General features: G+C 64.5%; 19 protein-coding genes. 2 read left to right on the top strand and 17 right to left on the bottom strand.

Translation table 11 applies throughout. The features are described 5' to 3' along the window. Positions 1–188: 188 nt before the first annotated feature. Positions 189–1,553, bottom strand: coding sequence for a hemolysin family protein (locus tag AWB68_RS16905; protein ID WP_087645493.1), 1,365 nt, complete (start codon positions 1,551–1,553; stop codon positions 189–191). A gap of 62 nt (positions 1,554–1,615) precedes the next feature. Beyond that, a complete protein-coding gene (locus AWB68_RS16900) occupies positions 1,616–2,749 on the bottom strand; it encodes a histidine kinase dimerization/phospho-acceptor domain-containing protein (RefSeq protein ID WP_327382709.1) in 1,134 nt (377 codons plus the stop codon). A gap of 230 nt (positions 2,750–2,979) precedes the next feature. Here AWB68_RS16900 and AWB68_RS16895 point away from each other — a divergent pair, with 230 nt between their 5' ends. Together AWB68_RS16895 and AWB68_RS16890 are read left to right on the top strand one after the other, a co-directional pair. Next, entirely contained in the window at positions 2,980–3,321 is a 342-nt protein-coding gene (locus AWB68_RS16895) for an FKBP-type peptidyl-prolyl cis-trans isomerase (protein WP_087049908.1), read from the top strand. A gap of 16 nt (positions 3,322–3,337) precedes the next feature. After that, positions 3,338–4,117 (top strand): AraC family transcriptional regulator, encoded by a 780-nt coding sequence (locus tag AWB68_RS16890; RefSeq protein WP_087645492.1) that lies wholly within the window; start codon positions 3,338–3,340, stop codon positions 4,115–4,117. 62 nt (positions 4,118–4,179) lie between these two features. Here AWB68_RS16890 and AWB68_RS16885 read toward each other — a convergent pair whose 3' ends face one another. The 15 genes from AWB68_RS16885 to leuB all read right to left on the bottom strand — a co-directional run bounded on the left by AWB68_RS16885 (position 4,180) and on the right by leuB (position 20,689). Then, positions 4,180–5,373, bottom strand: a complete 1,194-nt coding sequence (locus AWB68_RS16885) for an O-succinylhomoserine sulfhydrylase (RefSeq protein WP_087645491.1) — start codon at positions 5,371–5,373, stop codon at positions 4,180–4,182. A 305-nt stretch (positions 5,374–5,678) separates the two neighbouring features. Beyond that, complete coding sequence (purF, locus tag AWB68_RS16880; RefSeq protein WP_087645490.1) at positions 5,679–7,226, bottom strand: amidophosphoribosyltransferase; 1,548 nt, start codon at positions 7,224–7,226, stop codon at positions 5,679–5,681. Positions 7,227–7,373: 147 nt separating this feature from the next. Continuing rightward, on the bottom strand, positions 7,374–7,886 hold the full coding sequence (locus AWB68_RS16875; protein WP_087645489.1) for a CvpA family protein: 513 nt from the start codon (positions 7,884–7,886) through the stop codon (positions 7,374–7,376). Positions 7,887–7,893: 7 nt separating this feature from the next. Further along, positions 7,894–8,787: an SPOR domain-containing protein gene (locus AWB68_RS16870; protein ID WP_087645488.1), complete on the bottom strand. Its 894-nt coding sequence runs from the start codon at positions 8,785–8,787 to the stop codon at positions 7,894–7,896. Positions 8,788–8,831: 44 nt separating this feature from the next. Next, positions 8,832–10,142, bottom strand: a complete 1,311-nt coding sequence (gene folC, locus AWB68_RS16865; RefSeq protein ID WP_087645487.1) for a bifunctional tetrahydrofolate synthase/dihydrofolate synthase — start codon at positions 10,140–10,142, stop codon at positions 8,832–8,834. Between the two features lie 87 nt (positions 10,143–10,229). Next, positions 10,230–11,102, bottom strand: coding sequence for an acetyl-CoA carboxylase, carboxyltransferase subunit beta (accD, locus tag AWB68_RS16860; RefSeq protein ID WP_087645486.1), 873 nt, complete (start codon positions 11,100–11,102; stop codon positions 10,230–10,232). 54 nt (positions 11,103–11,156) lie between these two features. After that, complete coding sequence (trpA, locus tag AWB68_RS16855) at positions 11,157–11,960, bottom strand: tryptophan synthase subunit alpha (protein ID WP_087645485.1); 804 nt, start codon at positions 11,958–11,960, stop codon at positions 11,157–11,159. 70 nt (positions 11,961–12,030) lie between these two features. After that, a complete protein-coding gene (locus AWB68_RS16850; protein WP_087645484.1) occupies positions 12,031–12,918 on the bottom strand; it encodes a DNA-methyltransferase in 888 nt (295 codons plus the stop codon). Between the two features lie 11 nt (positions 12,919–12,929). Continuing rightward, a complete protein-coding gene (gene trpB / locus AWB68_RS16845) occupies positions 12,930–14,123 on the bottom strand; it encodes a tryptophan synthase subunit beta (RefSeq protein WP_087645483.1) in 1,194 nt (397 codons plus the stop codon). 50 nt (positions 14,124–14,173) lie between these two features. Further along, a complete protein-coding gene (locus AWB68_RS16840; protein WP_087645499.1) occupies positions 14,174–14,842 on the bottom strand; it encodes a phosphoribosylanthranilate isomerase in 669 nt (222 codons plus the stop codon). Next, positions 14,839–15,642: a tRNA pseudouridine(38-40) synthase TruA gene (gene truA, locus AWB68_RS16835; RefSeq protein WP_087645482.1), complete on the bottom strand. Its 804-nt coding sequence runs from the start codon at positions 15,640–15,642 to the stop codon at positions 14,839–14,841. Before truA ends, AWB68_RS16840 begins: the two co-directional genes overlap by 4 nt. Position 15,643: 1 nt before the next feature. Continuing rightward, on the bottom strand, positions 15,644–17,983 hold the full coding sequence (locus AWB68_RS16830) for a FimV/HubP family polar landmark protein (protein WP_087645481.1): 2,340 nt from the start codon (positions 17,981–17,983) through the stop codon (positions 15,644–15,646). Between the two features lie 117 nt (positions 17,984–18,100). Continuing rightward, positions 18,101–19,222: an aspartate-semialdehyde dehydrogenase gene (asd, locus tag AWB68_RS16825; RefSeq protein WP_087645480.1), complete on the bottom strand. Its 1,122-nt coding sequence runs from the start codon at positions 19,220–19,222 to the stop codon at positions 18,101–18,103. Between the two features lie 81 nt (positions 19,223–19,303). Continuing rightward, a complete protein-coding gene (locus AWB68_RS16820; RefSeq protein WP_087645479.1) occupies positions 19,304–19,621 on the bottom strand; it encodes a hypothetical protein in 318 nt (105 codons plus the stop codon). Then, complete coding sequence (leuB, locus tag AWB68_RS16815; protein WP_087645478.1) at positions 19,622–20,689, bottom strand: 3-isopropylmalate dehydrogenase; 1,068 nt, start codon at positions 20,687–20,689, stop codon at positions 19,622–19,624. Between the last annotated feature and the right edge of the window lie 19 nt (positions 20,690–20,708).

Here is a 20,708-nt window from a genome sequence, read left to right as displayed (position 1 = left end):
GGTGGGAAGCTGCTTTCTTTGCTTACTTTCTTTGCAGCAGCAAAGAAAGTGAGTCCCGCCCCGGACAGGGGCAGAGCAAATAAACCATTAAGAAAACAAGTTCCATGGAAGCGCAAAAACATCAGACGGTGTAACCCAACCCCACCCCCACCCCCACCCCCAACCCCAAGCGCCAGCGGTCCCCCTCCTCAATCCGCCTCCTCCATCACCTCCTCCCGCGGATAAACCCGCACCAACACGATCCGCGGCCCGTTCATCTTCTTCACGACGATATCGAACCCGTCGAACTCCACGCGCTGCCCTTCGTTCGGTAAGTCGCCGAGCGCGTTGATCACCAGTCCACCGACCGACTCCGCGCGCCCTTCGTCGATATCGATCCCGAGCGCCCGCTCCAGCGACACCACCGGCAGGCTCCCCTTGCCCATCAGCGTGCCGTCGTCCATGCGCGACCAGTCGGCATCGCCCTGGCGGAATTCGTCGTGAATCTGCCCGACCAGCGCGCCGAGCAGGTTGTCGAGCGTGAGAAAACCGATCGGCTTGAACCCTTTCCTGCCGACGAGCGCAAAATGCGGCGCGCCCTTGCGAAAGCGGCGGAACAGTTCAAGCGCCGACAGGTTCGGCGACACGTACTGCACCGGACGCACGTACTTGTCGAGCTTGTCGACGCTGCCCGCCGCGTGCTTCGGAAAGCCGAGCGTGATGCCACGGCCGGCGCCTTCGCGCGACAGCAACAGGTCCTTCAGATGGATCATGCCGAGCACGCGTTCGCCGGACGCATCGGCGAAAAGCGGATAGCGGCTGAAGCGATGGCGCGCCATCACGGCCTGGTTGTCGCGCATCGGCAGATCGTTGCGCAGCCCGACCATTTCGTGCGCGGGCCGCATCAGGTCCGACACCGTCATGCGGCTGAAATCGAGCGAATGCGCGATGGTGTTCCACTCGTCGGCGTTGTACGACGACACGCCGCCCATCTGCTTCCCGCGCAGGATCAGCTTGAGCTCGTCGGTGGAATAGAGCGCATCGTGGCCGTGTTCGCCCGACAGCCCGAAAAGCCGCAGCACCTGGTTCGCGCTCGCATTCAGCACCCAGATGAACGGGTACATCAGCCAATAGAAGCCATAGAGCGGCATTGCGAGCCAAAGGCCGACCTGCTCGGCGCGGCGGATTGCCCAGGATTTCGGCGCTAGCTCGCCGACGACGATATGCAGGAACGAAATGACCGAGAACGCGAAGAAGAGCGAGATCGAATCGATCAGTTTCTCCGACTCGACGCCGACGAGCGCAAACAGCGGATGCAGCAGCGAGGCGAACGCCGGTTCGCCGATCCAGCCGAGCCCGAGCGACGCGAGCGTGATGCCGAGCTGGCATGCCGAGAGATAGGCGTCGAGTTGCCCGTGCACCTTGGCCAGCAGGCGCCCGGGCAGGCCATTGGTCCGCGCGATGGCCTTGACGCGCGTCGAGCGCAGCTTGACGAGCCCGAACTCGGCCGCGACAAAAAACCCGTTCAACGCGACAAGCAACAATGCGCCGATGAGCGCGACAACCTGAGCCAAAGCAACCCTCTCCGGGAATGGAAAGCGTCAGTATATGGGCGACGGTCGGCCGAAAGTAAAAACTACATGCCGGCGAGCGGCACGCGCAGGCTCATCGATATCGCCGCGCCGTCGACGATGTCGCCGTGCTCGAAGCTGCCGCCGTGCGTCTCGGCCACGCGCTTGCAAAGCGCCAGCCCCCACGCGATGCGCCCGACCTCGCGCGGTAGCAGCGCCTGCTTGCGGGCGACGGCTTCGAGCGCGTGCGCTAATTGCTTGTCGCCGAGCGCCGCCGCCGACGCCGTGAACCGCACGTCCGAGCGCCACGAATTGCCCTCGACCTGGCTCGCGAGCACGACCGACGCGCCGCGCTCGCTCGCTTCGGTCGCGAAGGCAAGCATCAGCCAGAGCGCCTCCGTGAGACGTTCGGCGTCGCCTTCGATCTGTTCTTCGGCGAGCGGCGATTCGATGACCACCGTCACGCCGCGCGCATCGGCGAGGCTCGCGCGCGCGAGCGCCGCGCTGCGCTCGATCAGCGGCCGGATCGCCGCGGGCGCCAGCAACAGCGCGAGCGCCTTAGTCTCGGCGCGCGTCGCGTCGACGGTTTGCTCGATCAGCTTCACCTGCTGCTCGACGCCCGAGCGGATGCCGGCGAGCGCGCGCTGGGCAGCGGGATCGGTCGCATCGATCTTGCGTTCGAGCACATAGCCCCAGCTATGAATGGCGTTGAGCGGCCCGCGCAAATCATGCGACACCACCGACAGCACGTGATCGCGCATGAACAGCGCCGCCTCCGCCCGCAAATGCGCGAGACGCTCGGCGGCCTGCGCCTCGGCTTGCTCGCCGGGCGCGGCGCCGCCGCACGGCCAGACGATCAGCGTGACCGTCTCGGCGGCCGGCCACGCGAGAATTGCGAACGTGCGCGCGATGCCGCCATCGTCGATCGACACCTGCGCGCGGCGTGCGCCGTTCGCGCTTAGCGCGGCGTCGGCGGTTTCGGAGAGCACCGCGACGAGCGGCTTGGGCAACGCGGTCTCGCCAAGCGCACGGCCTTCGAGCGCATGCGGATCGAGATCGAAGATATGGGCGAACACGGTATCGGCGCGCACGCAGCGCTGCGCGGCATCGAGGACGAGCACGCCGTCGTTGCCGACGACCGGCGTGTCGCGAAGGCTCGGCTGGTCCGGCTCGAGCGCACCGCCAAAGGACGTTGTCACGGTTGAAATCCTTACTGGTTCAGAGTTGCCACGCCTTTTACAGGATGCATAATCATTATATGTGAGCGCCCGCGCCGCTTGCTGTGTCTGGGCGACGCCGCTCTGGCCGCCTTTTTTCGAGACAACGCGACCGACATGGAAGCAAGCGCCGTGCGCGCTCCCGCCGCACCGATAGGACCTACAATACCGGTTCCGATACCCGGCGATGCCGGACTTACCAGGGAGCATTCATGTCGACTGTCACGACCGATTCCGGACTCAAATACGAAGACCTCACCGTGGGCGAGGGCGCCGAAGCCGTCGCCGGCAAGACGGTGAGCGTGCATTACACCGGCTGGCTCACCGACGGCCAGAAGTTCGATTCGAGCAAGGACCGCAACGACCCCTTCGCATTCGTGCTGGGCGGCGGCATGGTCATCAAGGGCTGGGACGAAGGCGTCCAGGGCATGAAGGTCGGCGGCGTGCGGCGCCTGACGATTCCGCCGCAACTCGGCTACGGCGCGCGCGGCGCGGGCGGCGTGATTCCGCCGAACGCGACGCTCGTGTTCGAAGTGGAACTGCTCGACGTTTGAGGTTGCAGAAATACCGATGACCCGCGCGCCGCTTTTCGTCCCCTCGGTCACGCTGCGCCGCTATGGCTCGGCGGAGGCGTCGGACGTCCACGATTTTCATCAGATCGTGCTCGGCCTTGACGGCGAAATGGACATGGCCGTCGACGGCCGCGAGCGGCGCATCGATTGCCACGGCGCGTGGATCATTCCGGCGGGCGCGCGGCACGACTACTGGGCGGCCGGCGAGAACCGCCAACTGGTGCTCGACTTGCCGTTCGCGTCGGTTGCGCTGCCGGAGCGGTTCTTCGAGCAGGCGCGCGCGATCGAGATCGATCCGCTCGTCACGCAACTCGTGCAAAGCGTGGCGTTGCGCGCGGATGCCGTCGATTCCGCTACGTCGCGCCGTTTCGCCTGGCAGGCGGCGACGCACCTGTGCGGCGCGTTGATGTCGGACGTGCCGGATGTGCGGCTGGAAGAAGCGCGCGGACTCGATTTCGCGCGGATCGACCGATGGCTGCGCGCGCATCTGTCGGAGGCGCTGCGCATCGCCGATCTCGCCGCGCATTGCGGTTTCGGCATGCGCCGCTTCCACCAGCTTTTCATCGAAGCGTTCGGCGAAACGCCGCATCGATACTTGCAGCGGCTGCGTCTGGACGCGGCGTTGACGCTGCTTGCCGACCCGCGCGAGACGCTCGCGGATATCGCCCTGACCGTCGGTTTCGCCGATCAGAGCGCGTTCACGCATGCGTTCACGAAGCGATTCGGCCTCGCGCCGGGGCAATGGCGGACGGTGCCGAAAACCGCGCTGCGGCAATAAGAAAAATGGCGCGATGACCGTGTCGGTCATCGCGCCAGCTTCATTACCCGTTCAGATCGCGTTCAGCCAGCGTTCAACCCGCGCTCCAGATCGGCGCGAATATCGCCGGCATTCTCAAGCCCGACCGCGAGCCGGATCAATCCTTCCCGGATCCCCGCTGCCTCGCGCACTTCCGCGGTCAACCGGCCGTGCGTCGTCGTGGACGGATGCGTGATCGTCGTGCGCGTATCGCCGAGATTGCCGGTGATCGAGCACACTTTCGTCGAATCGATCACGCGCCATGCGTTCGCGCGCTGCTCCTCCTGCGTCGCGCCCTTCAGCTCGAACGAAACGATCGCGCCGCCCGCCGATTGCTGCTTCTTCGCGATCGCGTATTGCGGATGCGACTCCAGCCCCGGATAAAACACCCTTTCGATGGCAGGATGCGTCTCCAGCCAGCGCGCGATTTCGAGCGCATTCGCCGACTGCTTCTCGACACGCAACGACAGCGTCTCCATCCCCTTGAGCAACACCCACGCGTTGAAGGCGGAAAGCGTCGGCCCGGCGCTGCGCACGAACGGAAACACCTTCTCCATGATGAACTGCTTCGAGCCGACGAGCGCCCCGCCGAGCACACGCCCTTGCCCGTCGAGGAACTTGGTCGCCGAGTGCATGACGACATCCGCGCCGAGCTTCAGCGGCCGCTGCAACGCCGGACTGCAAAAACAGTTATCGACGACAAACAGCGCCCCGACCGACTTTGCGATCTTGCTGATCGCCTCGATATCGGCGATTTCGGTCAGCGGGTTCGACGGCGTTTCGAGGAAGAACATCTTCGTCTCGGGACGCACGGCAGCTTTCCACTCGTCGAGATTGGTCGGATCGACGAACGTGGTCGTGATGCCGAACTTCGTGAAGATCTGCGTGAACATGCCGACCGTCGACCCGAACAGGCTCTTCGAACTGACGAGGTGATCGCCCTGCTGCAGCGTGCACATCACGACCGACATGATCGCGGCCATGCCCGAAGCCGTCGCCATGCACGCTTCGCCGCCTTCGAGCGCTGCCAGGCGGTTCTGGAACATCGTGACGGTCGGGTTCGTGAAGCGCGAGTACGTGTATGACTCTTCCGAATTCTTGAAGCGCTCGGCGGCTTCGGCGGCGCTCGAAAAGCAGAAGCTCGACGTGAGGAAGAGCGCTTCGGAATGCTCGTTGAAGTCGCTGCGCAGCGTGCCGGCGCGCACCGCCAGCGTGTCGAAGTTCAGGTTGTCGTCCATGTTCGTGTTTTCCCTTCGGTTGTATCGGCCCTTCGTCGTTCGTCGTTTCGTGTCTCGGGTTTCACGAAATTCACGAAAACGAAGGGCGCAAAAAAGCCCGCTTGTGCGTCGTTATGCGTCGACAGAAGCGGGCTTGATGCGGAGAAGCGTGGGGCGGTGCGGTGTCGCCACCGTTTCGCTTTAGCTGTTTGGGGTTCGCGCCGATGAAGGCACGGCCCCGCGTCCGCAAGCTGATCTCAAATCGACGCAAGCCCTGATGCTAACACGGTGCAGACAAGGCTTGCTTGCCTACACCGTGTCGAAAGTCACTCCACCGACAACTGCAAATGCAGTTGCGAGCGTGTCATCCCGCCGTCCTGCGCTTCGCTCGCCGCATCGCGATCCGACTGCGATTGCGGTGCGAGACGCGCGGTCTCGATGCGGTCGAGGTAGTCGGTCGTCACGTCGCCGGTGATGTACTTGCCGTCGAAGCACGACGCCTCGAATTCGCCGAGCGCCGGGTTGATGTCACGGATCGCCTGCTTCAGGTCTTCCACGTCCTGGTACACCAGGTAATCGGCGCCGATCATGCGCGCCACTTCGTCATCGGTGCGGCCGTGGGCGACGAGTTCGCCGCGCGTCGGCATGTCGATGCCATACACGTTCGGGAACTTCACCGGCGGTGCGGCGGAAGCGAAGATGACCTTGTTCGCGCCGGCATCGCGGGCCATCTGCACGATTTCATGCGAGGTGGTGCCGCGCACGATCGAATCGTCGACGATCAGCACGTTCTTGCCCTTGAACTCGATCGCCATCGCGTTCAGCTTCTGGCGCACAGATTTCTTGCGCACCGCCTGGCCCGGCATGATGAACGTGCGGCCAACGTAGCGGTTCTTGAAGAAGCCCTCGCGATATTCGACGCCGAGCTTCGCCGCGACCTGCATCGCCGCCGGACGCGACGAATCGGGAATCGGCATGACGACGTCGATCGGCACGTCGGGCAGCACGCGCTTGATCTTCTCGGCGAGGTAGTCGCCCATGCGCAGGCGCGCGTTGTAGACCGGCACGCCGTCGAGGCACGAGTCAGGACGCGCGAGATACACGAGTTCGAAAATGCACGGATTCAGCGACGGCTTCTCGGCGCATTGCTGGCTGTGCAGGTTGCCGTCGCTGTCGATGAAAATGGCTTCGCCCGGCTCGAGATCGCGCACGAACTCGAAGCCGATGCCTTCCACCGCCACCGATTCCGACGCCACCATCCATTCGACGCCCGTCGCCGTTTCCATCTTGCCGAGCACGAGCGGGCGGATGCCGAACGGGTCGCGGAATGCGACGAGCCCGTAGCCCGCGATCAGCGAAACGATCGCATACGACCCCTTCACCCGCCGATGCACGCCGGAGACCGCCTTGAAGAGCGCGGCCGGATCGAGTTGCAGGCCGGAACTCGCGAGTTGCAGCTCGTGCGCGAATACGTTGAGCAGCACTTCGGTGTCCGACGCCGTGTTGATGTGCCGGCGGTCGATACGGAACATCTCGTCCTTCAACTGCAGCCAGTTCGTCAGGTTGCCGTTGTGCGCGAGGATGATGCCGAACGGCGCGTTCACGTAGAACGGCTGGGCTTCTTCCTCGCTCGACGCGGAACCGGCCGTCGGGTAACGCACCTGTCCGATGCCCACGTTGCCCGGCAAGCTGCGCATGTTGCGCGTGCGGAACACGTCGCGCACCATGCCGTTCGCCTTGTGCATGTGGAAATTGTTGCCGTTCGCCGTGGCGATGCCGGCGGCGTCCTGACCCCGATGCTGCAGGAGCAGCAGGCTGTCATAGATCAATTGATTGACGGGGCTTTGGGAGACTACACCTACGATGCCGCACATGGCATGTCCTTCAAAGAGTCGAAACGGGTCCAAAGGCGGTGTCGGGACGACGGATGCGGAACCGCCGGCGGAACCGGCGTGGAGGTCGCATCGGCAGTGCGCCGAGCCGTCGCGGTTCCTCGTGTAGCCAGCCTGGGTGTCTGTGACTTACTGCGCGGTGTCCGGCGCGGTGCGCACATACGCGGCGAGCGTAGCGGGAAGCAGCGGTTTCAATTCGCGAACGCCTTGCTCGGCAGCGGGCCGGAGCAGCGCATTGCGCCAAAATTCCTTTTGCGGCAGTTCGGTCAGGCCAGCGAGGGCGACCAGCACCACTACCAATATAGCCCCTCTCACGAGGCCGAACAGCAATCCCAGCGACCGGTCGACGCCCCGCAGGCCCGTGACCTCGGTGATCCGCGTCAGCAGCGCGGAAAGCACGCTCGAAACCAGCAGCACGGCGGCGACCACCAGCAGGAACGCGATCAGCCACTGCGTGAGCGCACCGCCCGGCCAGTTCGCCGGAATATACGGGACCACCACGCCGACGAATTGCCCGGCGATGAAAAACGCCGCGATCCAGCCGACCAGCCCGAACGCCTCGGCCAACAGGCCGCGCCACATGCCGCGCGTGGCGGAAAGGCCGATCACGGCCATCACCGCGTAGTCGAAACTTGTAAACATCGAACGCCTAGTTCGCCGACGACTTGCTCGCGCCGGTGCCGCCGCCGAGCCCGGCCTGACGGACCTTCACGAGCGCCGCCGATGCCGCCGAGCGGTCAGCGAATGGCCCGGCGCGCAACAACGTGCGCGTGGAACCGTCGGCTTGCTTGCGATGTTCGGTATATGCGGGCACTCCGGCTGCCTTCAACTTCGTCACCCAGTTCTGGGCGGCGGTTTCGTCGTCGAAGGTGCCGATCTGCACGACGAAGCGGCTTCCCGGCGGGGAGGACGGTGTATTCGCCGTGCTGGCGTTCGCGTTCGCGTTGGTGCCGGTGTTCGTCTTGGCTTCGGACGAATCCGCGGCCGGCGCATTGGCGTTCTGACTTGCGATAGCGGTCGACGGCGTGCTCGGCTTGGGTTTCGGCTCGGCCTTGCCTTGCGCTTTCGGTTCCGGCTTGGCCTGCGCCGTGGTTTCGGCGGGCTTCGTAGCTTGCAGCTTGGTATCAGGTGTCGCCACGCCGGCGACGGCGTTATCCGAACCCGCGACCGGACCATCCGGCGCGACGCCGGCTTGCGTATCGGCGTCGGACGGGGCCTTGCTGCTCGGCTTCGCGGGCGGCGCCGGGCGATTCGGGATGTCGATGGCGATGTCGTCGGTGACGGGCTTCGGGTGCGAGTCGAGCACCATAGGCAGGACGATCACGGCGGCGAGCACCAGCGCAACCGCGCCGACGAGGCGGCGGCGGGCACGCTGCTTTTCGGGAAGCGTGGGGTCGAGCATCATCGCGTCGGTGTCGGGACGCTCGGTGCGCCGGGTCCGGCGTTCCGTGCGGACGGTTTGACGCGAGCCGCGCGAGGAATCGGGATATGCGTCGCGACCGGAAGGTGCGTCGTCTTTCTTGCCGAACGAGAAAAGTCCCATGTATGGCTTGGTGCGAGAGGCTTGACGGCCGTCCGTTTCAGGTTTCAGTGATGCTGCGATTTTCGGTAAGCCATCACGCCGGCCACCGTATAGAAACTGCCGAAAACCAAAATTCTATCATTTTCGGACGCTCTCTTTATTGCGTCTTGAAAAGCCGCTGCCGGCGTTTCGAACTGGGTAACGCTGCTGTCCGGCCCGTCGATGACACCGGCCTCACGGAGCGACGCGGCAAGCGTCGCCGTCGATGCGGCGCGCGGGGTCGGCAGCGCGGTCACGTTCCAGTGGTCGACTTCGCCCTTCACCTGGTTCACGACACCTTCGATGTCCTTGTCGCCCATCGCGCCGAAGACCGCGTAGGTGTAGGGGAAATAGCCCATGTTGCCGAGGTTTTGCGCGAGAACGGCGGCCGCGTGCGGGTTGTGCGCGACGTCGAGGATGATCTGCGGCTTGCCCGGCAGCACCTGGAAGCGGCCCGCCAGCTCGACGTTCGCGAGCCCGAGGCGGATGTCCTGCGCCGATACCGAAATGCGCTCGCGCAACGCTTCCAACGCGGCGAGCGCCGCCGACGTGTTGATCAACTGATTCGCGCCGCGCAGCGCCGGATAGGCGAGCGCCGAGCGCCGCTGCGACCGCCCGATATAGCTCCACTGCTGCCGCTCGTTGCCCGGCTGCGCTTCATAGCGAAAATCACGGCCGACGAGCCACAAATCCGCGCCGATCGTTTCCGCGTGGTCGATCAGGCTCTGCGGCGGCGCCGGGTCGCCGCACACGGCGGGCTTGCCCGCGCGGAGAATGCCGGCCTTCTCGAAGCCGATCTTTTCGCGCGTATCGCCGAGATAGTCGGTGTGATCGATGTCGATGCTGGTCACGATCGCGCAATCCGTATCGATGATGTTGACCGCGTCGAGCCGGCCGCCCAGGCCCACTTCGAGGATCACCGCATCCAGCCCGCGCGACGCGAAGAGCCGCAGGATCGCGAGCGTCGTGAACTCGAAATACGTGAGCGAAACCGGCTCCGACAAACTCGTGCGCGCTTTTTCGACCGCCTCGAAATGTTCGAGCAATTCGGCGTCGGTGGCGTCAGCGCCGTTGATGCGCGCGCGCTCGTTGAACGCCAGCAGATGCGGCGACGTGTGGCAGCCCACCCGATACCCGGCGCGCAGAAGGATCGTTTCGAGAATCGCGCAGGTCGAGCCCTTGCCGTTCGTCCCGCCGACCGTGATCACCGGACAATCGAAGGACAGCCCGAGCGCGTCCTTCACCCGGCCGATCCGGGTCAGCCCCATGTCGATGCCGACCGGATGCGCGGCTTCCAGGTGTGCGAGCCATGCGTCGAGGGTGGAGAAAGTGGTCATTTCGTTCGAATTCACAAAATACGGGCGCCAAAGCAAAACGCCGCGCGGAACCTTGGGGGTTCGCGCGCGGCGCCGATTGCCCGGATGTCAGGCGACCGAGTCGGCCGGCTGGCGCGTCAATAGTGCCATCAATTGCGCGAGTTCTTCGCGCATCTTGCGGCGATCGACGATCATGTCGACCGCGCCCTTTTGAATCAGGAATTCGGCGCGCTGGAAGCCTTCCGGCAGTTTCTCGCGCACCGTCTGTTCTATCACGCGCGGGCCCGCGAATCCGATCAGCGCCTTCGGCTCCGCGATCACGACATCGCCCAAAAACGCGAAACTCGCCGAAACGCCGCCCATCGTCGGATCGGTGAGCACGGAAATGAACGGCAGCTTGGCGTCGGAAAGCTTGGTCAGGAGCGCCGTGGTCTTCGCCATCTGCATCAGCGAGAGGAGGCTTTCCTGCATCCGGGCGCCGCCCGAAGCGGTGAAACAGATGAACGGCACGTTCTGTTCAAGCGCATTGCGCGCACCGCGCACGAAACGCTCGCCGACGACCGAACCCATCGATCCGCCCATGAACGAGAACTCGAAACACGCCACCACGACCGGGAGCGTGTGGATCGCGCCGCCCATGACGACCATCGCGTCGGTTTCGTCGGTGTCGTCCATCGCCTCTTTCAGGCGCTCCGGGTACTTGCGGCTGTCCTTGAACTTCAGCGCGTCGACCGGCAGCACTTCCTGGCCGATTTCATAGCGGCCTTCCGGATCGAGCAGCCCGTCGAGCCGCTCGCGCGCGCCGATGCGCATGTGATGGCTGCACTTCGGGCAAACATGCAGATTCGCCTCGACGTCGTTGCGATACAGCACGGCTTCGCACGCCGGACACTTGATCCACAGGCCCTCGGGAATGCCCTTGCGGCTTTTCGGATCGGTTTGCTTGATCTTTGGCGGCAACAATTTATCGAGCCAGCTCATCGTTGTTCCTTCCCTTTGTTCGACGCCGCGGCCTGGGCGGCCACGGCGACGCGTTTATTTTGCAGAATCGAGCGCCGCGCGAATTTCTGCGATGAAGCGCGTCAACGATTCGGCGGCGCTCGCGGGCGACGCCTCTTCGAGCAATTGCACGAGCCGGCTGCCGATCACCACCGCGTCCGAAACCTCGGCGATCGCGCGCGCCGTTTCGGCATCGCGGATCCCGAAACCGACGCCCACCGGCACGGACACATGCGACTTGATCGCCGGGATTCTACTCGCGATGCTGGAAACGTCCAGATTTGCCGAGCCCGTCACGCCTTTCAACGACACGTAATAGACATAGCCGCTCGCCACCTTGCCGACCGCGGCGATGCGCTCGTCCGTCGAGGTGGGCGCGAGCAGGAAAATCGGATCGATGCCGGCCTGCTGCATCGACTTGCCGAATTCGACCGATTCCTCCGGGGGGTAATCAACGACCAGCACGCCGTCGACGCCCGCTTCCCGCGCCGCTTTGGCGAAGGCGTCAGCGCCCATGCGCTCGATCGGATTCGCGTAGCCCATCAGGACGACGGGCGTCTTGTCGTCGGTTTCGCGGAAGCGCCTGACATCGGCGAGCACGCTTTTCAGCGACACGCCACGCGCCAGCGCGCGCTCAGATGACCGCTGGATCACCGGGCCGTCGGCCATCGGGTCGGAAAACGGCACGCCGAGCTCGATCACGTCAGCACCGCCCTTGGCGAGCGCGTGCATGAATTCGACCGTCTGCTCCGGGTTCGGGTCGCCTGCCGTGATGAACGGGATCAGCCCTTTTTTGCCCTGCGCGGCGAGTGCCGCAAAAGTATTCTTGATACGAGACATGAGAATTTTCTCGGTAATCGTGACGCCCGAACGGCATTTCGCGCGCTCGGGCTGCAGTCGCTGCGCAGACTTATTCGGCTTCCGTGGCGGGGCTTTGCACCGGCTCGAGTGTCATTTCACATGACGATGACGAAACGGCTGCCGGCGCCAGGCGAACGACTTTCGCCCCGGCGACGCGTTGCTCCGCGATCGCGCAGTAATCGGCATTGATTTCGTAACCGGTGAACCGGCGGCCGTGACGGGCGCACGCGACCGCCGTGGTGCCACTGCCCATGAACGGATCGAGCACGCGGCCGCCCGGCGGGCAACTCGCGAGCACCATGCGCTCGACGATTTCCAGAGGCTTCTGGGTCGGGTGATCGACGCGTTCGGCGTGCTGCCGATGCAACCGTGACACCGACCAGAGATCCTTTGGATTATAGCCAAGCTCCAGCCACTTACTGCCTTCGAAGAGTTTGCGCGAACGGGCCTTCTTGGTTGCCGCGTCGTAGGGGATGCGCACGGGATCGAGATCGAAGTAGTAATCCTTCGATACCGCGAAATAGCCGATGTTATCGTGCACTGACGTGAATTTGCGCACCGTTCCACCCATGCTCGGCACGCGCCGGTCCCAGACGATCTCGTTGACCATCAGGAGGCGGCGCTTGAGGAACACGAACAGTTCGGGCGAATACTGCCAAGTGCAGAAGATATACAGCGAACCGCTCGGCTTGAGCTTCGGAATCACGAGATCGAGCCAGCCATACGTCCAGTCGAGAAACGCCTCGCCAGAGAGCATGTCCGAATCGTTGCCGTAGTCCTTGCCCAAGCCGTACGGCGGGTCCGCCACGATCAGGTCGATCGAGGCGTCCGGGATGTTCGCTGCATCGGACAGAAAATCGCGGTTGTGGATGTCGATGTCGGGTTTGCCCTGCTGCAGGGCGCCCGCCGACAGCGGCTCGTCGATCACGTTGCGCATCGCCCGGGCGCTCAGAACTGGATGCCCGATCGCTCGGCCACCGTGTGCATGTCCTTGTCGCCGCGGCCCGACAGGTTGACGAGCAGCACCTTGTCCTTCGGCAGCGTCTGCGCGAGCTTGGCGCCGTAGGCGAGCGCATGAGCGGATTCGAGCGCGGGAATGATGCCCTCGATGCGGCAACAGTCGTGGAAGGCCTTGAGCGCTTCATCGTCCGTGATGCCGACGTATTCCGCACGGCCCGCGTCCTTCAGCCAAGCGTGCTCGGGACCGACGCCCGGATAGTCGAGACCGGCCGAAATGGAGTGCGTCTCGATGATCTGGCCGTTTTCGTCTTGCAGCAGATAGGTACGGTTGCCGTGCAGCACGCCCGGGCTTCCACCCATCAACGACGCCGCATGACGTCCCGTGTCGATGCCGTCTCCGGCCGCTTCCACACCGATCAAACGCACGGCTTTGTCGTCGATATAGGGGTAAAAGATGCCCATCGCATTCGATCCGCCGCCAACGCACGCGATCACCGCGTCCGGTTGACGCCCGGTCATTTCGGGCATCTGCACGCGGCATTCGTCGCCGATGACGCGCTGGAAGTCGCGCACCATCATCGGATAGGGATGCGGACCCGCCACCGTGCCGATGATGTAAAACGTGTTCTCGACGTTGGTTACCCAATCGCGCATGGCTTCGTTGAGTGCGTCTTTCAGCGTCTTCGAACCCGATTCGACCGGCACAACGGTCGCGCCGAGCAGTTTCATCCGATAGACGTTCGCGGCTTGCCGGCGCACGTCCTCGGAACCCATGTAGACGACGCATTCCATACCAAAACGCGCGGCGATCGTCGCGGTGGCAACGCCGTGCTGCCCCGCGCCCGTCTCGGCGATCACGCGCGGCTTGCCCATCTTGCGCGCGAGCAGCGCCTGGCCGATCACGTTGTTCACCTTGTGCGCGCCGGTGTGGTTCAAGTCTTCGCGCTTGAGATAAAGCTGCGCGCCGCCGAGCATCTGGCTCCAGCGTTTCGCATGATAAATCGGCGACGGACGGCCGACGTAGTGCTTCAGTTCGTATTCGTATTCGGCGATGAATTCAGCGTCGTTGCGTGCGACGTCATAGGCGTCGCGCAGTTCGTCGAGGGCGTGGATCAGCGTTTCGGAGACGAACACGCCGCCATATTGGCCGAAATGGCCTCTTTCGTCGGGTAAGTTGTACATTGCGTCACTCTCTCGGTGTACGTGGCGAACATTGCGCCGCCACGTTCGATTCACCCGGCGTCTGCGGCGCGCACTGCGCGCACGAACGCCGCCATTCGGGCGTGATCCTTCACGCCCTTGGCGCCCGGCACTTCGATGCCGCTGGAGACATCGACTGCGTACGGGCGCACTCGCTGGATTGCGTCAAGGACGTTTTGAGCGTTCAACCCACCACTCAAAACGGCCCGATGCCCGAGATCTGTTGGGATAAGTGACCAATCGAATACCTTTCCACCGCCGCCATAGCCGTCGACGAGCGCGTCGAGCAGGAGACCATCGGCTGCTGAATAGTTGAGAGACGATTCTACCAAATCGGCCGCCGTCGTATCAGGGGCGACACGCACCGCGCGCCACCAGGGCAAACCCGTACTGGCGGCGAGTTCAGCGCATTCCTCGGGCGTTTCGTCGCCGTGGAACTGGAGCAGCGAAAGCCGTACGTGCGACGTCACTTCGCGTATCCAGTCGGGGCTCGCATTCACGAACAAGCCAACCGACGACACCAGCGGCGGCACATGACGGGTGAGTTCGACCGCTTGCGTCACGCTCACCGATCGCGGGCTCTTGTCATAGAACACGAAGCCGACCGCGTCCGCACCGAGCGCGACGGCATGCTGCACGTCCTCTACCTTCGAGAGTCCGCAAAGCTTGATGCGCGTGCGATGAAGTTTCTGATCGATCATGGCGAGTTCGCCCAGACGGCGCTCCACGGCATGCTGCCAAGGTGCGGCGCGGGCACGGCAAAGTTTTCAGGATAACCGACCTCGGCCAGATACAAGCCATCGGGCATGAAAGTCGGCGCGGCGACGCGGCGGTCACGGGCAACGAGCACTTCCGACATCCACGAAGCCGGATGCCGTCCGCGCCCGATCGCGACGAAGCAGCCCATCAGGTTGCGCACCATGTGATGCAGGAACGCGTTGGCGCGAAAGCGGAAGTGGATGAAGTCGCCCTGCTCGCGGATATCGATCTGATGGAGGTGCTTGACCGGCGTCTTCGACTGGCAATCGGCGGCGCGAAACGACGAAAAATCGTGCTCGCCGACGAGGCACGCGACCGCCTCGCGCATCGCGTGCGCGTCGAGCGGCGTGTGGACCCAGCCCGTGCGGCCGGAGAGCATCGGCGAGCGCACCGGGTTCACGTACAGCACGTAGTAATAGGTACGCTCGAAGGCGGCGAAGCGCGCGTGAAAATCGTCGGGCATCGGCTTCGCCCATCGCACCGCGACGGTCGGCGGCAGGAACGCGTTCGTGCCGCGCACCCACGAGAAATCGGTGCGATCGAGTTCGGTATCGAAATGCACGACCTGGCCGAGTCCGTGGACGCCCGTGTCCGTCCTGCCCGCGACGACGGTCTGCACACGCGTCTGCGCGAATTCGGCGAGCGCGCGTTCGAGTTCGTCCTGCACCGTCTTGCCGTGTGGCTGCGACTGCCAGCCGCAAAACGCCGATCCGTCGTACTGGATGCCTAACGCGACGCGCATGTCAGGAATGCGGCGCGAGCGTCGACAGGAGCGCAGCCGCCTGGTGGTACGTCGCGGGATCGTTGGAGTCGAGCACTTCCTGCAACAGCGTGCGAGCGCCGGACAAATCGCCCAGGTCGATGTATTCGGCTGCGAGTTCGAGCTTGTTGTGCGCGATCGTCGCGATCTGCTCGGCCGTGAAGGCGGGTAGCGGGTCGGTGTGGTTCGACGGCAGGTCGAGGCTGAATTCGAGGCTCATCGGGCCGAAACTCGGCGCGCCCAAGCCCGCCACGGAAGCTGGTCCAGATGTGCCCGCTTCGATTTCCGTTGCTGCGGAAGGCAGTTGAGCGGGCTCGGCGACCGATTCCGACTGGCGCCGAAGGACGCCGGGTTCCGCGACGGGCTGCGGCTTGACCGGTTCCGGGGTGATTGGCGGCTGGGTGTCGGCGTCGCGCGCGTGCGACGGGGTTGTGGGTTCGACCAGCGGCTGAGGCGTGACCGGGCTCGGCGCGCTCGATGCAGCCGGCATCCCCCGGCGCGGCGGCAAACCGAGGCCGAGGGAATCGAGCGCCTCGATCGCCTCGCGCGGGAACCTGGGCTTCGGCAAGCGGGAAGCGGGCGTCGGTTCGTCGTCGGTGTCGAAGGTGGGGGCGGCGGCGGGTTCGCGGGGCGCGGGCGATTGCGACGGGTGATCGAGTGCTTGGGCCGTATGGGTTCTTTGGGCTTCCACTGCGCGGGCTGAGTCTTGGGCGGTGGTTTCGTGCGCGGAAGCTTCGTCTGCTTCTGGCGCTGCTTTCTGCGTTGGGGCTTCTTGTGCCGCTGCTTCGTGCGCCGCCGCTTCTTGTGCCGCTGCTTCTTGTGCCGCTGCTTCCTGCGTCGCTGCTTCGTGCGCTGTTGCTTCGCGTGCTGCTGCTTCGTACGCCGCTTCGCGTGCCGCTGCTTCGTGCCCCGCTGCTTCGTGCGCCGCTGCTTCGTGCGCCGCCGCTTCGTGCGCTGCTGCTTCACGTGCCGCTTCTTCGTGCGCCGCTGCCCCGTTTGCCGGTGTCTCAAAAGCCGTTGCTTTGTGCTCCGCTGCCTGGGGCGTTTCCGCGTCGCGTGCTTCGGCCGCACGCGTGTCTTGCGCACGCGCTTCTTCCCACGCTTCCGCCGCTCGCGCTTCTTCCCGACTCGCCGTTTCACGCGCTTCGCTCTCGCGGACGTCGGCCTCACGCGCCTCGGCTTTCCGCTTATCGGCTTCGCGAGCGTCCGCCTCCGCTTCCATCGCGCCGACCGTACGCAATGGCGGCACGAAATCGCGATGCCCCGTCGACGGCGCTTCCGGCACGAACGCCGCCGGTTGCGGCACCGTTTCACGAATCTGAGCATCCGTCACCCGCGCGACGGTCGGCGACGCGGCGTGTCGCGCATCGTCGGCGGGCAGTCGTTCGTCGTCAGTCGGGGTGTCGAAGGATTGAGCCGCGTCGTAGTCCTCCATGCTCGCGGCCACCGCGTTCAACTCTCCTTCTCCGCGCTGCACCGAAGCGGAATCGAGATTCGCGACGCCCGGAGCAAGGGCCGACGGCGGCGTAGTCTCACGCGCGACGGTATCGGACGCGGGCGCACGACGCCGCCGTGACCGCAAGAACAGCACAAGCGCCACGATAAGCACGCCGATGCCCGCGACGATCATCGTCGAATTGCTGGTAGACGCCGCCGCAGGCGTAGCGGTGGAAGTCGCGGCACTGCCCGGCAATCCCGCCGATGCCCCAAGTTCAGTGGAAGCTTCGGATGCAGCCGACGTTGCCGGCGCGGTCGAAGCCTGAATCGCCCCGCCAACGACATGCGGTTCGCTCGCGCCTGTTGCCGGTTCAGTGCTTTGTGCGCCGGAAGGAACGCTCGCGGTCTCGCCGGGCGCGGCAGCTTCGTTCGTCGCGGGAGCGGGAGCAAGAGCGGGCGCCGGCGCGGAACCGGCAGTCACAGCAGCAGCCGACGCAGACGCCGCGCCCGAAGCCACACCGCCCAGATCGACCGCAGGCACCGTCAGCACCGAGCCGAGCTTGAGCCGGCTCGGATCGTGTCCCATGAACGCGCCGGGATTCGCGTCGAACAATGCGCGCGCCATCTTTTCGCGTGTCGCGCGGTCTTTCGATCCGGTGAGTTCGCTCGCGATGTCCCCGAGCGACTGTCCCGGCTTGACGGCGTACTGCGCTCCACCAGCCGACGAACCCGCCGCTGTCGCCGAAGCAGCCGAAGCATCGCTCGCCTGCGCCCGCGCGTCGCCTGGATTCGCCCCGAAGATCACGCACGCGGCACCGAGCGCGGCAAGCGCGACGCGCGGAATGCGCACCGAAGGGGCGAAAGCCCGATGGGGACGAAAGGTCATTGAGGCTCCAGGCACATCGATCAAGAAAGAAGGGAAAAGCGGCCGCACAAAACAAAAAGCGCCGCGGAAAACGCGACGCTTTTCATGACTCCGCGCGTCGTAGGCGCGTAGTTTACTTTACTTGTCGAGGAGAATGCGCAGCATGCGGCGCAGGGGTTCGGCGGCGCCCCACAGCAACTGGTCGCCGACCGTGAACGCCGACAGATATTCCCCGCCCATCGCGAGCTTGCGGAGCCGCCCGACCGGCACCGTCAGCGTGCCCGTCACAACAGCCGGCGACAAATCACGCATCGACGCTTCGCGCTCGTTCGGCACGACCTTCACCCAGTCATTAGCCGATGCCAGAATGCCGTGCACTTCATCGAGCGGCACGTCCTTCGCGAGCTTGATGGTCAGCGCCTGCGAGTGGCAGCGCATCGCGCCGATACGCACGCACAAGCCGTCGACCGGCACCGATCCCGGCTCGCCCATCGCCGGCTTGCCGAGGATCTTGTTGGTTTCAGCGCCGCCCTTCCACTCTTCCTTCGACATCCCGTTGCCGAGATCCTTGTCGATCCACGGAATCAGCGAGCCGGCGAGCGGCACGCCGAAGTTGTCGGTCGGCATCGCGTCGCTGTTCATCAGGGCGGACACGCGGCGGTCGATGTCGAGAATCGCCGACGACGGATTCGCCAATTCGTCCTTCACCGCGCCGTGGAGCGCGCCCATCTGGCTGAGCAATTCGCGCATGTTCTGCGCGCCCGCGCCGGAAGCGGCCTGATAGGTCATGGCCGTCGTCCACTCGACGAGGTTTTCGCGGAACAGGCCGCCAAGCGCCATCAGCATCAGGCTGACCGTGCAGTTCCCGCCGATGAAGTCGCGCCCGCCCTTGACGAGCGAATCCTTGATGACGTTCAGGTTGACCGGATCGAGGATGATGACCGCGTCGTCCTTCATGCGGAGCGCCGACGCCGCGTCGATCCAGTAGCCCTTCCAGCCCGCCGCGCGCAGCTTCGGGTAGACCTCGTTCGTGTAGTCGCCGCCCTGGCACGTAATGATGGCGTCGCACTTCTTCAGGTCGTCGATGCTTGTCGCATCCTTCAGCTTCGTCTCGTTTTTAGCGAACGACGGCGCATTGCCGCCCGCATTGCTTGTGCTGAAAAACACCGGTTCGATCAGATCGAAATCGCCTTCCTGCTGCATGCGTTGCATCAGGACGCTGCCGACCATGCCGCGCCAACCAACGAGACCTACGTTCATGACTAACCCTTGAAGTGGACGCTTCCCCGCATCTTTACCCGCTGTGACCGCGCGGGGAAGATGGGCGGACACGACGGACGATCAGCGAATCGTGATCGTTTTGTGGGAGATTTTCGTAATGCGCGTGGCCGTGCCGGACGTGCTGAACGTGCCGATGCGCGTAATCATGGCGAGACGAATCGCGCGGGCCGTTTCGCCGCGTGAAATCGAGTCCAGAGAGAAGTGAGAGATCTTCGCCATAACGATGGAGTCTACACGATAACGCATTGTTTTCGCCGCACACGCAGCGCGCATCACGGAATTCGACGCGGATCGTGCGTGATAAGCGGTGAAAAGAGATGATTTCACGCGATTCAGCGGGTGCCTTTGAAAAACCCGCCAAATCGCGCGTGCACGCATTTAGAGCGCCGCGAGAACCGCGTCGCCCATTTCCTTCGTGCCGACGGTCTTGCCGTCTTGCGTCGCGATGTCGCCGGTGCGGTAGCCCTGCTCCAGCACCTTCTTCACCGCGCTTTCGATGCGGTCCGCCTGCTCCGTCTTGCCGAGCGAATAGCGCAGCATCATCGCGGCCGACAGGATGGTCGCGAGCGGGTTCGCCACGCCCTTGCCCGCGATGTCCGGCGCCGAGCCGTGCGACGGCTCGTACAAGCCCTTGTTGTTCTTGTCGAGCGAGGCCGACGGCAGCATGCCGATCGAACCGGTCAGCATCGCGGCTTCGTCGGAGAGAATGTCGCCGAACATGTTGCCCGTGACGACCACGTCGAACGCCTTCGGCGCCTTCACGAGCTGCATCGCGGCGTTGTCGACGTACATGTGCGACAGCTCGACGTCCGCGTATTCCTTCGCCACGTCGATCATCACGTCGCGCCACAGTTGCGACGTTTCCAGCACGTTCGCCTTGTCGACGCTCGTCAGCTTCTTCTGGCGCTTCTGCGCGGCCTGAAACGCAACGTGCGCGATGCGGCGCACTTCGGGCTCCGAATAACGCATTGTGTCGAAGCCTTCCTTCGCGCCTTCGAACAGCCCGTCCGGCGACGAACGCACGCCGCGCGGCTGGCCGAAGTAGATGTCGCCGTTCAGTTCGCGGATGATCAGGATGTCGAGCCCGGCCACGATCTCGGCCTTCAACGACGACGCCGCCGTCAATTGCGGATAGCAGATCGCCGGACGGAAGTTCGCGAACAGTTGCAGGTGCTTGCGCAGGCCCAGAATGGCCTGCTCGGGGCGCAGCGCGCGCTCGAGCGAATCGTATTTCCAGTCGCCGACGGCGCCGAACAGAATGGCGTCCGCTTCCTTCGCGAGCGCGAGCGTCGAATCCGGCAGCGGATGGCCTTTCGCCTCGTAACCCGCGCCACCGACCGGCGCCTCTTCGAGCTCGAACTTTTCGCCGAGCGCGTTCAGCACCTTGACGGCTTCCTTCATGATTTCCGGACCGATGCCATCGCCGGGCAGCACTGCAATCTTCATGTCATGTCCCAATGAGTAG

The organism is Caballeronia choica, assembly GCF_001544535.1.
Lineage (GTDB): Bacteria > Pseudomonadota > Gammaproteobacteria > Burkholderiales > Burkholderiaceae > Caballeronia > Caballeronia choica.
Note: the sequence above shows the minus strand (reverse complement) of the source record. Positions and strands in the feature narration are given on the sequence as shown.

What these genes read in the sequence shown, in the direction of transcription:
- truA (WP_087645482.1), bottom strand. Translation starts at nt 15,642, where the DNA reads ATGCGCGTCGCGTTAGGCATCCAGTACGACGGATCGGCGTTTTGCGGC.
- AWB68_RS16870 (WP_087645488.1), bottom strand. Translation starts at nt 8,787, where the DNA reads ATGGGACTTTTCTCGTTCGGCAAGAAAGACGACGCACCTTCCGGTCGC.
- trpB (WP_087645483.1), bottom strand. Translation starts at nt 14,123, where the DNA reads ATGTACAACTTACCCGACGAAAGAGGCCATTTCGGCCAATATGGCGGC.
- trpA (WP_087645485.1), bottom strand. Translation starts at nt 11,960, where the DNA reads ATGTCTCGTATCAAGAATACTTTTGCGGCACTCGCCGCGCAGGGCAAA.
- AWB68_RS16895 (WP_087049908.1), top strand. Translation starts at nt 2,980, where the DNA reads ATGTCGACTGTCACGACCGATTCCGGACTCAAATACGAAGACCTCACC.
- AWB68_RS16820 (WP_087645479.1), bottom strand. Translation starts at nt 19,621, where the DNA reads ATGCGTGCACGCGCGATTTGGCGGGTTTTTCAAAGGCACCCGCTGAAT.
- AWB68_RS16830 (WP_087645481.1), bottom strand. Translation starts at nt 17,983, where the DNA reads ATGACCTTTCGTCCCCATCGGGCTTTCGCCCCTTCGGTGCGCATTCCG.
- AWB68_RS16875 (WP_087645489.1), bottom strand. Translation starts at nt 7,886, where the DNA reads ATGTTTACAAGTTTCGACTACGCGGTGATGGCCGTGATCGGCCTTTCC.
- AWB68_RS16840 (WP_087645499.1), bottom strand. Translation starts at nt 14,842, where the DNA reads ATGATCGATCAGAAACTTCATCGCACGCGCATCAAGCTTTGCGGACTC.
- asd (WP_087645480.1), bottom strand. Translation starts at nt 19,222, where the DNA reads ATGAACGTAGGTCTCGTTGGTTGGCGCGGCATGGTCGGCAGCGTCCTG.
- AWB68_RS16850 (WP_087645484.1), bottom strand. Translation starts at nt 12,918, where the DNA reads ATGCGCAACGTGATCGACGAGCCGCTGTCGGCGGGCGCCCTGCAGCAG.
- folC (WP_087645487.1), bottom strand. Translation starts at nt 10,142, where the DNA reads ATGACCACTTTCTCCACCCTCGACGCATGGCTCGCACACCTGGAAGCC.
- AWB68_RS16885 (WP_087645491.1), bottom strand. Translation starts at nt 5,373, where the DNA reads ATGGACGACAACCTGAACTTCGACACGCTGGCGGTGCGCGCCGGCACG.
- purF (WP_087645490.1), bottom strand. Translation starts at nt 7,226, where the DNA reads ATGTGCGGCATCGTAGGTGTAGTCTCCCAAAGCCCCGTCAATCAATTG.
- leuB (WP_087645478.1), bottom strand. Translation starts at nt 20,689, where the DNA reads ATGAAGATTGCAGTGCTGCCCGGCGATGGCATCGGTCCGGAAATCATG.
- accD (WP_087645486.1), bottom strand. Translation starts at nt 11,102, where the DNA reads ATGAGCTGGCTCGATAAATTGTTGCCGCCAAAGATCAAGCAAACCGAT.
- AWB68_RS16890 (WP_087645492.1), top strand. Translation starts at nt 3,338, where the DNA reads ATGACCCGCGCGCCGCTTTTCGTCCCCTCGGTCACGCTGCGCCGCTAT.